The organism is Ciceribacter azotifigens (assembly GCF_048159625.1).
Taxonomy (GTDB): Bacteria; Pseudomonadota; Alphaproteobacteria; order Rhizobiales; family Rhizobiaceae; genus Allorhizobium; species Allorhizobium azotifigens.
The window spans coordinates 298,695-312,747 of sequence record NZ_JBLQTA010000002.1 but is presented as its reverse complement, the minus strand read 5'-3'; the positions used below and the strand labels follow the sequence as shown (position 1 = coordinate 312,747).

The 14,053-nt window shown below is 63.7% G+C and carries 14 protein-coding genes and 1 tRNA gene; 5 read left to right on the top strand and 10 right to left on the bottom strand.

Going from position 1 to position 14,053, the window contains the following annotated elements; all coding sequences use genetic code 11:
* Positions 1-144: 144 nt before the first annotated feature.
* The 4 genes from ACM6UT_RS04460 to ACM6UT_RS04445 are packed head-to-tail and all read left to right on the top strand — an operon-like array spanning position 145 to position 4,443.
* On the top strand, positions 145-1,701 hold the full coding sequence (locus tag ACM6UT_RS04460) for an undecaprenyl-phosphate glucose phosphotransferase (protein ID WP_416796161.1): 1,557 nt from the start codon (positions 145-147) through the stop codon (positions 1,699-1,701).
* A complete protein-coding gene (locus ACM6UT_RS04455) occupies positions 1,698-2,936 on the top strand; it encodes an O-antigen ligase family protein (RefSeq protein WP_416796160.1) in 1,239 nt (412 codons plus the stop codon). The genes ACM6UT_RS04460 and ACM6UT_RS04455 overlap by 4 nt, the downstream gene beginning before the upstream one ends.
* Complete coding sequence (locus tag ACM6UT_RS04450; protein ID WP_416796159.1) at positions 2,933-4,135, top strand: glycosyltransferase family 4 protein; 1,203 nt, start codon at positions 2,933-2,935, stop codon at positions 4,133-4,135. The genes ACM6UT_RS04455 and ACM6UT_RS04450 overlap by 4 nt, the downstream gene beginning before the upstream one ends.
* The gene (locus ACM6UT_RS04445; RefSeq protein WP_416796158.1) at positions 4,135-4,443 is read left to right on the top strand and encodes a hypothetical protein; all 309 of its coding nucleotides are present in this window, start codon (positions 4,135-4,137) and stop codon (positions 4,441-4,443) included. Before ACM6UT_RS04450 ends, ACM6UT_RS04445 begins: the two co-directional genes overlap by 1 nt.
* Positions 4,444-4,592: 149 nt before the next feature.
* On the opposite strand, the gene ACM6UT_RS04440 is transcribed toward ACM6UT_RS04445, so the two are convergent.
* The 7 genes from ACM6UT_RS04440 to ACM6UT_RS04410 form a co-directional block, all read right to left on the bottom strand.
* Positions 4,593-4,669: transfer RNA gene (locus ACM6UT_RS04440), tRNA-Pro, on the bottom strand.
* Between the two features lie 94 nt (positions 4,670-4,763).
* Positions 4,764-5,297: a MerR family transcriptional regulator gene (locus ACM6UT_RS04435; RefSeq protein ID WP_416796157.1), complete on the bottom strand. Its 534-nt coding sequence runs from the start codon at positions 5,295-5,297 to the stop codon at positions 4,764-4,766.
* 135 nt (positions 5,298-5,432) lie between these two features.
* A complete protein-coding gene (locus ACM6UT_RS04430) occupies positions 5,433-5,771 on the bottom strand; it encodes an integration host factor subunit alpha (protein ID WP_129331273.1) in 339 nt (112 codons plus the stop codon).
* 107 nt (positions 5,772-5,878) lie between these two features.
* The gene (locus ACM6UT_RS04425; protein WP_416796156.1) at positions 5,879-6,850 is read right to left on the bottom strand and encodes a beta-ketoacyl-ACP synthase III; all 972 of its coding nucleotides are present in this window, start codon (positions 6,848-6,850) and stop codon (positions 5,879-5,881) included.
* Between the two features lie 18 nt (positions 6,851-6,868).
* On the bottom strand, positions 6,869-7,915 hold the full coding sequence (gene plsX / locus ACM6UT_RS04420; protein WP_416796155.1) for a phosphate acyltransferase PlsX: 1,047 nt from the start codon (positions 7,913-7,915) through the stop codon (positions 6,869-6,871).
* Positions 7,916-8,024: 109 nt separating this feature from the next.
* Positions 8,025-8,588 (bottom strand): YceD family protein, encoded by a 564-nt coding sequence (locus ACM6UT_RS04415; protein WP_416796154.1) that lies wholly within the window; start codon positions 8,586-8,588, stop codon positions 8,025-8,027.
* Positions 8,585-9,136 carry a ubiquinol-cytochrome C chaperone family protein gene (locus ACM6UT_RS04410; RefSeq protein ID WP_416796153.1) on the bottom strand — a complete coding sequence of 184 codons (552 nt, stop codon included), beginning with the start codon at positions 9,134-9,136 and terminating at the stop codon, positions 8,585-8,587. Before ACM6UT_RS04410 ends, ACM6UT_RS04415 begins: the two co-directional genes overlap by 4 nt.
* 252 nt (positions 9,137-9,388) lie before the next feature.
* Between ACM6UT_RS04410 and ACM6UT_RS04405 the strand changes: the two genes are divergently transcribed.
* Complete coding sequence (locus ACM6UT_RS04405) at positions 9,389-9,883, top strand: outer membrane protein assembly factor BamE (RefSeq protein WP_416796287.1); 495 nt, start codon at positions 9,389-9,391, stop codon at positions 9,881-9,883.
* Between the two features lie 119 nt (positions 9,884-10,002).
* On the opposite strand, the gene ACM6UT_RS04400 is transcribed toward ACM6UT_RS04405, so the two are convergent.
* The 3 genes from ACM6UT_RS04400 to nusB form a co-directional block, all read right to left on the bottom strand.
* Positions 10,003-12,141, bottom strand: a complete 2,139-nt coding sequence (locus ACM6UT_RS04400) for a sodium-translocating pyrophosphatase (protein WP_416796152.1) — start codon at positions 12,139-12,141, stop codon at positions 10,003-10,005.
* Positions 12,142-12,320: 179 nt separating this feature from the next.
* Positions 12,321-13,544, bottom strand: a complete 1,224-nt coding sequence (locus ACM6UT_RS04395; protein ID WP_416796151.1) for an MFS transporter — start codon at positions 13,542-13,544, stop codon at positions 12,321-12,323.
* Positions 13,545-13,567: 23 nt separating this feature from the next.
* Positions 13,568-14,053, bottom strand: coding sequence for a transcription antitermination factor NusB (gene nusB, locus ACM6UT_RS04390; protein ID WP_416796150.1), 486 nt, complete (start codon positions 14,051-14,053; stop codon positions 13,568-13,570).

The following is a 14,053-nucleotide window of genomic DNA, read 5'->3' as shown; positions in this document are numbered from 1 at the left end:
GATCGGTGTCAAATTTCCGGGATTCCACGCAGCCAGACTGTCGCAAAGAGAAGCCGTGGCGTATCGAAACGGAGCAACAGGAACGCCCTAAAAGGATTCTTAGGACCTTCCTGCCACAATGTGGCCGACGGAGCCAAGGCGGCGATGAACCAGATGGAAAAGCATCAGCAATTCGACATCGATAGACTGCGCCGGAAGGTCACGCAGGGCAGCGGCGGCGACGCTACCGGTGCGCCGGAGGACAGCGGCCACATCAACGCGCTCGCCAGGCAGGTCGCCAACCATCTCAGCGAAGGAAATTACTCGCCGGCGATCATCATCGGGCAGATGAGGCTCTTCGAATTCCTTGGCCTTCTTGCACTCGGTCTCGGGACTCTCTACTTCGCCGCGGACGCACCGACGACAAACCTCTGGGCCGATCTCGCCATCATCGTCCTTGCCTCCGGCGCCACCGTTCTCATGATGCAGATTGCGGACAGCTACCAGGTCCCGGCGCTGAGGGCGCCGCTGCGTTCCGTTCCGCGGATCTGGGGATCGTTCATGGTGGCGATGGTGGTGTCCGCCCTTGCCCTCTTCCTCGCCGGCGATCATACGCTCGCCTTCGGCGACTGGCTGATCGCGTGGTTCGCAGTCGGCAGCGCCTTCCTGCTGGCTGAGCGTGTGCTCTTCGGCTTCCGGATCCGCCAGTGGGCGCGCAACGGCGTCATGGAGCGCCGCGCGGTCATCGTCGGGGGTGGCCAGCCGGCCAAGGACCTGATCCGTGCCCTCGAAATTCAGCCCGACAACGACATCCGCATCTGCGGCATCTTCGACGATCGCGGCACCGCCCGCTCCCCGACCGTCGTCGCGGGGTATCCGAAGCTCGGCACCTTCGCCGAACTCGTCGAATTCGCGCGTCTCGCCCGCATCGACATGCTGATCATCGCGTTGCCGCTCAGTGCCGAAGAACGTATCCTGCAACTGCTGCGAAAGCTCTGGGTTCTGCCCGTCGACATCCGCCTCGCGGCCCATTCGAACAGCCTGCGCTTCCGTCCGCGCGCCTATTCGCATGTCGGCGCGGTTCCGATGCTCGACATCATGGACAAGCCGATCCGCGACTGGGATTCCGTCGCCAAGCGGCTGTTCGACATCACCTTCAGCCTGCTCGCTCTCGCCCTCCTCTGGCCGGTGATGGTGGCCGCCGCAATCGCGGTCAAGGCGACGTCCAAGGGACCGGTCTTCTTCATCCAGGAGCGGCACGGCTTCAACAACGAGATCATCCGCGTCCTGAAGTTCCGCTCGATGTACACGGAAATGAGCGATCCGACAGCCCGGCAGGCGGTCACGAAGAACGACCCGCGCGTGACCCCCGTCGGACGGTTCCTGCGCAAATCCTCGATCGATGAACTGCCGCAATTCTTCAACGTGCTGCAGGGCAACCTGTCGCTCGTCGGACCGCGTCCGCACGCCGTGCTCGCGCAGACCCGCGAGCGCAAATATTCCGAGATCGTCGAAGGCTACTTCGCCCGCCATCGCGTCAAGCCCGGCGTCACCGGCTGGGCGCAGATCAACGGCCTGCGCGGCGAGGTCGATACCGACGAGAAGATCAAGCTGCGCACCGCCTACGACCTCTATTACATCGAGAACTGGTCGCTGTTCCTCGATCTCAAGATCCTGTTCCTGACGCCTTTCCGGCTGCTCAACACGGAAAACGCCTATTGAGCGCGAACCACGCCCTTGCCGGCCAGCGGCCGCCCTCGTCCGCCGCGATGGTGTCGCTGATCGGCTCGGCGAGCCTCGCCGTCGGCGTGTTCCTCTCGGGCTTCGTCATCTCTGAGCCGGCGCCCCATGAACTGTGGATGGTGGGGCAGATCGCCCTCTGGTTCCTCTTTGGCCTTAGGATTTCCCGCGGAACGGCGCCGCTGCTCGCGCTGCTTCTCGTCTTCAACGTCGGCGGCATCCTCTCGCTGACGGTCATGCAGGAGCTCGGTGACGGGCCGATGTATCTTGCCGTTTCGACCTTTCTCGCCCTCACGGCGGTCTTCTATGCGGCCGTGATCGAGGATGATGCACGGCGTCTCAATCTGATCTTCGATGCCTGGGTCGTTGCGGCGATCGTCACGTCCATGCTCGGTATCCTCGGCTATTTCCACGCCTTTCCGGGCGCCGAGGTCTTCACGCGTTACGACCGTGCCATGGGCGCCTTCCAGGACCCGAACGTCTTCGGTCCCTTCCTCATCGCCCCGTCGCTCTACCTGATCCACGGTCTTCTGACCGGGCGCCTGGTCGACGCGCCCTTCAAGGTCGCCGGCCTGCTGGTGGTGGCGCTCGGCGTGTTCCTCTCATTCTCGCGCGCCGCCTGGGCGCTCTTCCTGTTCTCCGCCGTCGCGCTGGTCTTCATCCTGCTTCTCAAGGAGCGCACCGGGGCCTTCCGGCTGAAAATCCTGATGCTGACGATCGCCGCCGTCGTCGTGCTCGTACTCGCTCTCGCCATCGCGCTGCAGGTCGAGCAGGTTCGCGACCTGTTCCTCAGCCGCACCGGCATCCAGGAATACGACAGCGGCCATCTCGGCCGTTTCGAGCGTCACCGTCTCGGCTTCCTCATGTCGATGGAGCGGCCGCTCGGCATCGGGCCGATGGTCTTCAGCACGATCTTTCCGGAAGACGAGCACAATATCTGGCTGAAGACGCTGACGAGCTACGGCTGGCTCGGCTTCGTCACCTTCATCCTTCTGATCCTCTGGACGCTGCGGATCGGTTTCCGCTTCCTGCTGCGCGACCGCCTGTGGCAACCGCATCTGATGATCGCCTGGATCACCATCATCGGCCATGCGGCAATCGGCAACGTCATCGATATCGACCACTGGCGCCATTTCTACCTGCTGCTCGGCATCGTCTGGGGATGCGGAGCGCTCGAGCGGCGCCACCAGAAAAGCCTCGGAAGGCGAATGATTTGACCGCCGCGCCACATCAGCCGGGACGCCCCCTCTCCGTTCTCCAGGTGCTGGAGCCGAGCGGCGGCGGATCGGGCCGTCACTTCATCGACCTGTGCGGCGGGCTCGCCAAGCAGGGCCATGCCGTGACCGCCGTCTACTCGCCGGTGCGCGCGGAGGCCCGCTTCGTCGAGGACCTCCTCTCCCGCGACCTTCACCGCGTCATCGCCCTTCCGATGCAGCGCGCCGTCGGCCCCTGGGACGCGGCCGCCTGGTGGCAGTTGCGCAAGGTCATCGCACGTAAAGGTCCCTTCGACATCATCCACGGCCACAGTTCCAAGGCCGGCGCGCTCACGCGCCTGCGGCTGCCGGGACGCCATGCGCCCCGGGTCTATACGCCACATGCCTTCCGCACCATGGACCCAACGCTCGGCAGCAAGGGGCGGCTCGTCTACGGCGCGGTCGAGCGCTTTCTCGGCCGTCATCTCAGCGAGCGCGTGATCTGCGTCTCCAACAGCGAATACGATCATGCGATCTCGCTCGGCATCCCGGTCGAGAAACTGCGCGTCGTCGTCAACGGCGTCGCACCGGTTCCGAGCGACCGTCGCGCGGAACTGCGTGCCGGCTGGAGCATCCCCGACGAGGCCGTCGTCTTCGGCTTCGTCGGCCGCCTGCAGCCGCAAAAGGCGCCGGAACGGCTGGTCGCCGCCTTCGCACGCATGGCACCACAGATGCCGCAGGCTTACCTGCTGATGATCGGATCCGGGGAGATGGAAACGGAACTTCGCCGGCAGATTGCCGCAACCGGTCTTTCCGATCGCATCCGCCTCACCGCCGAGCTTCCCGGAAACGAAGCGATCCAGGCCTTCGACGCGCTGGCGATGCCGAGCCGCTACGAGGCGATGTCCTATGTCATGCTGGAGGCGGCGACCGCCGGCAAGCCGCTCATCCTCACCGAGGTCGGCGGCGTGACGACCGTGCTCGAGGACGGCGTCAACGGCCTTCTCGTCGGCAACGACGACGACCCGGCAGAGCTGGCGGCAGCGATGGTATCGCTCGGCGATCCCGCCACCCGCGCGCGGCTGACGGCCGGCGCTGTGGCTCGGGCAGGACGCTACGGACTCGACGTCATGGTGAGCCGGACGCTCTCGGTCTACCGGGAACTCGTCGCACCGCCGACCGAATTGATTTTGGAAGACACAGCGGCATATAGTAGATCATGATGATGAACACGATCTCGCCTGCACAGGTCCGCGCTGCAAGGGCGCTTCTCGGCATCAGTGTCGACGAATTGTCGGCGGAAAGCGGCGTCTCCGCTTTCGTCATCCTGCAATGCGAATCGCCGATCACCGGAAAGGCCGTCGATGCCGCCGCCCTCCAGGCATTGCATGGCGCACTCGAGCGCCTCGGCGTCACGTTTCTCGGCGATGGCGACTGCGCGATCGGCGGTGACGGAGTGCGCCTCACGAAACGCGAACCCGGCGATGAAGGTATTCCGCCGGAGAAGCTCAACGCTACCAACGACGACTGACAACCGCTGATTACGACCGGTATCGGGCGCGTTCGCCGCGGCGCTGAATGCCGCCGCGTGGTTGCGAAATACACTCGCCTGCGGCTCCGCCAGGCGGAGCAACATGTCTATTTGTTTGTATGATTGTACTGGGATATCAAGAATTTAAATGGTCGGGGCGACTGGACTTGAACCAGCGACCCCTTGACCCCCAGTCAAGTGCGCTACCGGGCTGCGCTACGCCCCGACCAGCTTCTTGCAAAGCACGTTCTCCTTAATGGCTAGGTTACGGCTGTGCAAGGGAAAAAGTACGCGAAAAAAGATTTGCCGCCAAGATTGGCTCAACGCACCTGGTCGAGCAGACGCTTGCATTCGAGGAGGTCGAAGAGCGCCTCCTGCAGCAGGGCACGGTCTTCCTTGCCAACCGAACCCTTGCCGCTGGTCACCTCCGGCACGTCATCCCCGCTGCCGCCGAAGCCGAAGAACCGCCCGGTGCTGCGCGGCTTCGGCCGACCGACGATCTGGTCCTCCTCCGGCCCGGCAAGGCGCGGTTCTTCCTGCTTGCCGCTGCTTGCGGCCACCAAGGCCTCCATCGCCGCGACGTCGCCGCTCGCAACCGCCATGACGAACTTGTTGCCGTTGGTCTTCAGGAGCTTCTGCACGCCCTTGATGGTGTAGCCCTGATCATAGAGCAGATGGCGGATACCCTTGAGGAGCTCGATGTCGTCGGGCCGGTAATAGCGTCGCCCGCCTCCCCGCTTCATCGGCTTGATCTGCGGAAAGCGCGTTTCCCAAAAACGCAGGACGTGCTGCGGCAGATCGAGGTCGTCGGCGACCTCGCTGATGGTGCGAAACGCATCCGGACTCTTGTCCAAGGCTCAGCTCCCGTCCTTTACGCGGCTCGTACGGAGCACTGCTCCGAGCCATGATTCGGAGCATTTCAACGATTTATCCAGAAGATTTCAAGTATCTGCAGAGCGTTGAGGCCTAGCGCTCCACCGCAATCGCCCTCAGGAGGCCGGGTTCTGCGGCTTCTGCTTGGCCTTGCGGGAAAGATGCGCCCGCAGGATACGCTGTTTCAGCACGTTCGACGCCTTGAAGGTCATCACACGGCGCGGCGAGATCGGCACTTCCTCGCCGGTCTTCGGATTGCGGCCGATACGCTCGTTCTTGCTGCGCACCTGGAAGGTGGCGAAGGACGACAGCTTCACGGTTTCGCCGCGAACGATGGCATTGCAAACTTCGTCGATGATCGTCTCGACCAGTTCGGCCGATTCCGTGCGGGACAGGCCCACCTTACGGAAAACCGACTCTGCCAAATCCGCTCGGGTAACTGTCTTCCCAGCCATGTGATCCGCCCGCCTGAAACAGTCATCTTCTCAAATCGCGATGACAGTATTGCCGAAGAGCTTGACGGTCAAGCTCTTGTTCGACATCCGATTTTTGGTCGCCGCTGTTACCAGCGGACGAGCACGGCGCCCCAGGTGAAGCCGCCGCCCATCGCCTCGAGCAGGACGAGATCGCCCTTCTTGATGCGTCCGTCGCCGGCGGCGGTGGCCAGAGCGAGCGGAATGGAGGCGGCCGAGGTGTTGCCGTGCAGGTCGACGGTGACGACGACCTTTTCGGCCGGGATGCCGAGCTTCTTGGCCGAAGCGTCGATGATGCGGCGGTTGGCCTGGTGCGGGACCATCCAGTCGATATCGTCGGCGGTTGCTCCGCCCGCCTCGAAGGCCGCTTCGATGACGTCGGTGATCATGCCTACTGCATGCTTGAAGACTTCGCGGCCTTCCATGCGCAGATGCCCGACCGTGCCGGTCGTCGACGGCCCACCGTCGACATAGAGCTTTTCCTTGTGGACGCCGTCGGAGCGCAGCTGCGCGGTCAGCACGCCCCGGTCGGCATTGGTGCCGGAACCCTCTTGCGCTTCGAGCACCAGCGCGCCCGCGCCGTCGCCGAAGAGCACGCAGGTGGTGCGGTCCTTCCAGTCGAGAATGCGCGAGAAGGTTTCCGCACCGATGACGAGCACGCGCTTGGCCATGCCGCCGCGGATGTAGAGATCGGCGGTCGCCATCGCATAGACGAAGCCGCTGCAGACGGCCTGCATGTCGAAGGCAAAGCCGTGATGGATGCCGAGACGGTTCTGGATGTCGACCGCGGTCGCCGGGAACGTATTGTCCGGCGTGGAGGTCGCACAGATGATGAGGTCGATACTGTCGGCAGACATGCCGGCATTTTCGAGTGCGGCGCGCGCCGCATCGGCGCCGAGGGAGGCAGTCGTCTCCCCCTCACCCGCGACATAACGCTGGCGAATGCCCGTGCGCTGCACGATCCACTCGTCAGAGGTTTCGACGATGTCTTCCAACTCGCGATTGGTCATCACCCGCTTCGGGAGCGCTGCCCCGAAACCGCGAACGACAGAACGGATCATGCTTTCAAACTCCACCGATCATGCTGCTTCAGGCCCTGCACTGGAGGAGTGCCGTGCATGATACTCTTTCAAATCGTTTTCAATCTTTTGTGTGAGGCCATTGCGGGCCATGTCATAGCCGACGTCGATCGCGGCCGCAAAGCCCTCGGCATCGGTTCCGCCATGGCTCTTGATCACGATCCCGTTGAGGCCGAGGAAGACCGCGCCGTTCACCTTGCGCGGGTCCATCTTGTCGCGCAGGCGATCGAACGCCTCCTTGGCGAGGAGATAGCCGAGCCGGGCAAGCAGGGTGCGTGACATCGCCGCGCGCAGGTACTCGGCGAGCTGCCGCGCCGTGCCCTCGGCGGTCTTCAGAGCGACGTTGCCGGTGAAGCCTTCCGTTACCACGACGTCGACCGTCCCGCGGCCGAGGTCGTCGCCCTCGACGAAGCCGTAATAGTTGATCGTGTCGAGCCCGGCCTCACGGATCAGCCGGCCGGCCTCCTTGACCTCTTCCTGGCCCTTGACCTCCTCGACGCCGACATTCAGCAGGCCGACCATCGGGCGCTCGATCTCGAAGAGCGCGCGGGCCATCGCCCCGCCCATGACGGCGAAGTCGAGAAGCTGCTGGGCGTCGGCCCCGATGGTGGCGCCGACGTCGAGCACGATGCTCTCACCCTTCAGCGTCGGCCAGATGCCGGCGAGGGCCGGACGTTCGATATTGGCCATGGTACGAAGACAGAAGAGCGACATCGCCATCAGCGCGCCGGTATTGCCGGCGGAGACCGCAACATCGGCCTCCTTTGCCTTCACGGCCTCGATCGCCTTCCACATGGAGGACTTGTAGCGGCCGCGGCGAAGCGCCTGGCTCGGCTTCTCGTCCATGCCGACGGCAATCTCGCAGTGATGGAAGACCGACTTTTCTCTCAGTTGCGGATACTGCGCGAGGATCGGCGCGCACTTCTCCTGCTGGCCAAACATGACAAAGCTGACGCCCGGATGACGTTCCAGCGCCTTGGCAGCGCCGGGAATGACAACCTCAGGGCCGAAGTCGCCTCCCATCAAATCAAGGGAAATTCTGATCACTCTCGTCTGATCCTTCCTTTCGCTGCCCGGCGAAATTTCGGCCAAAATACCGTTTTTGCGGTCCCGCACAACCGATTTGTGGCGCCCGTTTCCGTTTGCGAACCGCGAATTAATCCTTCTTCCAGTCCTTCAGGACGGCAAAGGGCGACGGCTTGCGGTCGCTCTCCCCGCTGTCCTCGACATGGCCGTCGAAGGCGACGCCTGCCTTGCGTGGGTAAGGATCGATCGCGAGCGCGGCGAATTCGGCGACCAGCGCACCTGCATCGATCGTATCGCCGGCGAAGGTTTCCGGCACGTCGGGGCCGTCCGGATCGAGAATCATCTCGCCGGCTTCGTTCGTGAGTATCCGCGCCAGGCGAGAGCCCTCCGGCACGAAGATCTGGTCGATCTCCTGATCGATCTGCGAAACCACCGGCTCGAGCGTGACGACGCAGGCCTGCACCAGTTCGGCCTTCACCCGGCCCTTGATGCGGATACCGTCCTTCTTCCAGCGGGCGATCTGCAGGTCGGCGCCGAGGCTATCGACCGCCTCCACGTTCCAGAGAGCGGCCAGGGCACGGCGCTCGCGCTCGTCGGCCTCGACATGAACCTGGACGGGATTCGCCGAGACGTGGCCGACCTTCACCAGATAGGAGAAGGCCGTGTCGCCGGCATGCTTGTGATGTGAACTCATTGCGGTCGCGGCCCTCCGGGAACGGCCAATGTGACGGATCCGGTCTCGACGCTCTCTTCGGGGATATCGCGCAGATGCGCTTCCTCCTCGATCATCCAGCGGGCCAGTCCGTGCATGTCGGGGGCGTCCTCGCCCCTTTCGGGATATATATTGCGCGTGAGCGCCTGCGCCAACAGTTCGCCGTCACCTTTGTCGAGCGCGGCACCGTAGGATTCGGCGCGCCCGTAGAAGCGGCCGGCGAGCTTCTTCATTCGTTTCGGCACGCCTGGGTCGCCGACACCGAGTTCGCGGATGGAATGATCGACGTCCTGAAAGAAGGCGTCGATGATCTCCTGGGCGAGTTCCTGGCCGCTGCGCGCCGATTTCGCCGTGCGCCTGAAGAACAGAATCAGCACGATCGACAGCATCTCGAAACGGCCCATGACCGTGTCGGGAACCGAGAGGTCACTGTAGAAATACGGGGTACGCGCCGCCGCCGTGAGCGCCGCATATTGCCGTTCCATGATCTGCCGGTTGTGCTTTTTCTGCCGGAAAAATCCGAATAGCATCGATTTTGCCAAAAAGGGCCGCGGGAACATCCGCGCCGGCCCATGGTCGTGTTGCATGATTGCGAAAGCTGGTTTACCGAAGCAGACGCGAATTGCAATGCCGTTTTGCGCCGTCTGCCATGCATCCCATGCGCCCGACGAGCCGAAGCGAGGAGCTTCGTTGTGCCGCCGGTCTTCCCCGGAAAGGCCACAATGATAGCGCAACAGGTTCGCGGGCGCCCCGGCGCGACAACGGAAAAGTCATTGGGAGACGTGTGGTTGGAAATGCGATACATCAGATCGGACAGGCGATTTCTCGGCGCCGCCCTCGCCATCGCCCTCGCAGCGGGCGGTCTCTCCGGCTGCAAGACCTCCGAAGTCTTCCATAACGGCTACATCGTCGACCAGGCCGCTCTCGACCTGGTTCCCGAAGGTTCGAGCCGCGAACAGGTTCTCCTCTCGCTCGGCACACCTTCGACCACCGCGACCTTCGATGCTGAGGTCTTCTACTACATCTCGCAGAAGCGCACCCGCTCGGCGGCCTTCATGAAGCCGAGGCTGGTCGACCAGCAGGTGCTCGCGATCTACTTCGACAAGGACGGCGTCGTCAGCCGGCGCGCCAACTACACGCTGAAGGACGGCAAGGTCTTCGACACGATCTCCCGTACCACACCGACCGGCGGCAAGGACCTCACCTTCCTGCAGCAGATCCTTTCGGGCGGCGGCGGCGCGGCGAACTCCGTCAAGAACCTGTTCAACAATCTCTGATCCGGTTCGTGCCGACGCCCGAAAGGGTGCCGGCCGAATGTCCGGAACGGCGACAAAAGAAAGCCCGCGGAAATCGCTTTCCGCGGGCTTCTTTTTTGCCTGTTACCCCGTCACCCTTATCAGGCGGCGAGCATCGCCAGCAGAAGGAGAGCCACGATGTTGGTGATCTTGATCGCCGGGTTCACGGCGGGGCCTGCGGTATCCTTGTAGGGATCGCCGACGGTATCGCCGGTGACGGAAGCCTTGTGGGCGTCCGAACCCTTCAGGTGCTTGACCCCGTCCTTGTCGATGAAGCCATCCTCGAAACTCTTCTTGGCATTGTCCCATGCACCGCCGCCGGAGGTCATGGAGATCGCCACGAAGAGGCCGTTGACGATCACGCCGAGCAGCGAGGCGCCGAGCGCCGCGAAGGCAGAGGCCTTGGAGCCGGAGATCAGCAGCACGCCGAAATAGACGACGAGCGGGGCCAGAACCGGCAGCAGCGACGGCACAATCATTTCCCGGATCGCCGCCTTGGTCAGCATGTCGACGGCGCGGCCGTAATCCGGCTTCACCGTGCCCTGCATGATGCCGGCATTCTCGCGGAACTGCCGGCGAACCTCCTCGACGATCGAGCCGGCGGCGCGGCCGACGGCGGTCATGGCGATGCCGCCGAAGAGATACGGAATGAGGCCGCCGAAGATCAGACCGGCGACGACATAGGGGTTCGACAGGCTGAACGAGATGTCGCCGATGCCCGCGAAATACGGATAACGGTCACTGTTGGTCGCAAAGAACTGCAGGTCGTTCGAATAGGCCGCAAAGAGCACCAGCGCACCGAGGCCGGCCGATCCGATCGCATAGCCCTTGGTCACCGCCTTGGTCGTGTTGCCGACGGCGTCGAGCGCATCGGTGGACTTGCGCACTTCGGACGGCAGGCCCGCCATTTCGGCAATGCCGCCGGCATTGTCGGTGACCGGGCCGAAGGCGTCGAGCGCGACGATCATGCCGGCGAGGCCGAGCATGGTCGTCACCGCGATCGCGGTGCCGAACAAGCCGGCGAGCTGGTAGGTCGCGACGATGCCGCCGACGATGACGATCGCCGGAAGGGCGGTGGACTCCAGGGAGACTGCAAGGCCCTGGATGACGTTGGTGCCGTGGCCAGTGACCGAGGCCTGGGCGATCGAGTTCACCGGACGCTTGTTCGTGCCGGTATAGTATTCGGTGATCACCACGATGAGGGCCGTGACGACGAGACCGAGAATGCCGCAGATGAAGAGGTTCCATCCGGTGACATCGGCGCCGGCGACCGTGCCGATGGTACCCCAGCCAATGGTGAGCGACGTGGCTGCGCCGAGCCCGAGGAGCGAGAGGAGCCCGGTGACGATCAGTCCCTTGTAGAGCGCACCCATGATCGAGCCGTTCACACCGAGCTTCACGAAGAAGGTGCCGATGATCGAGGTGATGATGCAGGCGCCGCAGATCGCGAGCGGATAGATCATCGCCGTTTCGAGCGCCGGCGTGCCGGCGAAGAAGATCGCTGCGAGCACCATGGTTGCGACGACGGAGACGGCATAGGTCTCGAAGAGGTCGGCAGCCATGCCGGCGCAGTCGCCGACATTGTCGCCGACGTTGTCTGCGATCGTCGCCGGATTGCGCGGGTCATCCTCCGGAATACCGGCTTCCACCTTGCCGACGAGGTCGCCGCCGACATCCGCACCCTTGGTGAAGATACCGCCGCCGAGACGGGCGAAGATGGAGATGAGCGAGGCGCCGAAGCCGAGAGCGACCAGCGAGTCGATAACTTCGCGGGAGCCCGGTTCATGGCCGAGTACCGCGGTCAGGACGTAGAAGTAGATGGAGACGCCGAGAAGCGCGAGACCGGCGACAAGCATGCCGGTGATCGCACCCGACTTGAAGGCGATGTCGAGGCCTGCGGAGAGGCTACCCGATGCAGCCTGTGCGGTACGGACGTTGGCGCGCACCGACACATGCATGCCGATGAAGCCCGCCGCGCCCGACAGGACCGCCCCGATGAGGAAGCCGACGGCAGCGGTTGCCGAGAGCAGCAGCCATGTGCCGACGAACACCACCACTCCCACCGCGGCGATCGTCATGTACTGCCGCGCGAGATAGGCCTGCGCCCCCTCCCGGATGAAGCCCGCGATTTCCTGCATACGCGTATTGCCCTGGTCGGCGGCAAGCACCGATCGCGTCGCCCAGATCGCATAGGCGATCGAAAGCAATCCGCATAGAATAACGCCTACAAGTACTGTCATTCGCAATACCTCCAAATTCGCCCGGACGCACTGTCGCGCCGCGCGGTCCCTTCGCCGGACTCAAGCCCCTCCTCAGAAGCTGATCGGCCCGGACGCGAGATTGCGTGGAGGATCGAATGGCGTCAAGAGCCGCATTTTGCGGCCATCGCAATGAAAGCAGGCGAAATGTCGCGGTTTTTTCAGGCGCTTGCGCGCGCGGCCCGCATCTGCAGCAGCACCAGCACCAGGCAGACGATGGTGACCGGCCAGATGACGAGGTTCATGAAGGACCAGCCGTAGGCGGTGAAGACCTTGCCCGACGAAAACGAAGAGAGCGCCACCAGGCCGAACAGGATGATGTCGTGGAAACCCTGGACCTTGTCGGCCTCCTGCGGGCGGTAGCTCGATGCGACGATCGCGGTCGCGCCGATGAAGCCGAAGTTCCAGCCGATGCCGAGCAGCACCAGTGCACCCCAGAAGTTCCAGAGCTCGACGCCCATATGAGCAACGACGGCGCAGGCCATCAGGATCAGAAGCCCGGCGATGACCACTTTCTCCGTGCCGAAACGCGAGATCAGCACACCGGTGAAGAAGCTCGGCGCAAACATCGCGATTACGTGCCACTGGATGCCGAGGGTGGCGAGATCGGAGGAAAAGCCGCAGCCGACCACCATGGCGAGCGGTGCGCCCGTCATCATGAAGGTCATCAGCGCATAGGAACTGACACCGCAGATCATGCCGGTGATGAAGCGCTGCGTCATCACGATCTCGCGGAGCGGGCGTGCGGGCGTGCCGTCAGTGCCGGTGCGGCCGTGCATGGCCGGCAGGTTCAGGAAGGAGAGAACCGCGATCGCGGCGAGCATCAGGGGCACCATGGCCGTGAAGGCGCCGGCGAAGGTGACCGGCGCGAAATAGTCCTTCATCCAGATCGCAAGCTGCGGACCGACGATCGCCGAAATGATCCCGCCGGCGAGAATCCAGGAAATTGCCTTGCCCTTGTAGAAGGTCGGCGAGGCATCGGCCGCGGCAAAGCGGATCTTCTGGGTGAAGCCGCCCGAAAGGCCGATCAGCAGCAAACCGAAAGCGAACAGCCAGAAGTCGGAGCGAAACAGCGCCAGCGTCGCAACGGTGCCGCCGACGGCACCCATGAGCGCCCCGAACATGAAACTCGTTCTGCGCCCGAGGAACCGCGAGGCCAGAGCCACCACGATGGCGCCGATGGCGACGCCGATGTTGAAACCGGTGAGAGGAGCAGTGGCGAGCGACTTGTCGGCGCCAAGAAGCTGGAAGCCAGCCAAGCCACCGACGGAGAAACTCAGGGGTGCGGCTGAGCCGAGGATCGCCTGGGCAGCCGTCAGGATAAAGACGTTGCGCTTGGCTGAACTCAGCTGCGCCTCAAGCCCGCCTACTTCGACAGCGCTCATTCAAGGCTCCTATCGCCTGTTCTTCACTTTCCGGCGGGCCCGCGAACCTGTTTGGCGATGCGGTCGAGGACGGCATTGACGAGCTTCGGCTCCTCGCCTTCGAAGAAGGCGCGGGCGATTTCCACATATTCGGTGGCAATCACCGCAACGGGAACGTCTTTGCGTTCCAGAAGCTCGAAGGTGCCTGCACGAAGGATGGCGCGGACGGTGCTGTCGATGCGTGACAGCGGCCAGTCGTCCTGGAGTGCGTTACTGATCAGCGGGTCGATCTTGACCTGGTCGCGGACGACGCCCGAGACGATCGAGCGGAACCACCAAGGATCGGCCTTCACATAGGTCTCGCCGTCGATCTCCTGTCCCAGCCGGTGAGCTTCGTATTCGGCGACAACTTCGAGCACGCCGGAGCCGGCGATGTCCATCTGGTAGAGCGCCTGCACGGCCGCGAGGCGCGCAGCACCCCGCTGGTTCGCGACCTTGATCGTCGGATGCTGCTTCTCGTCCTTGCCCAT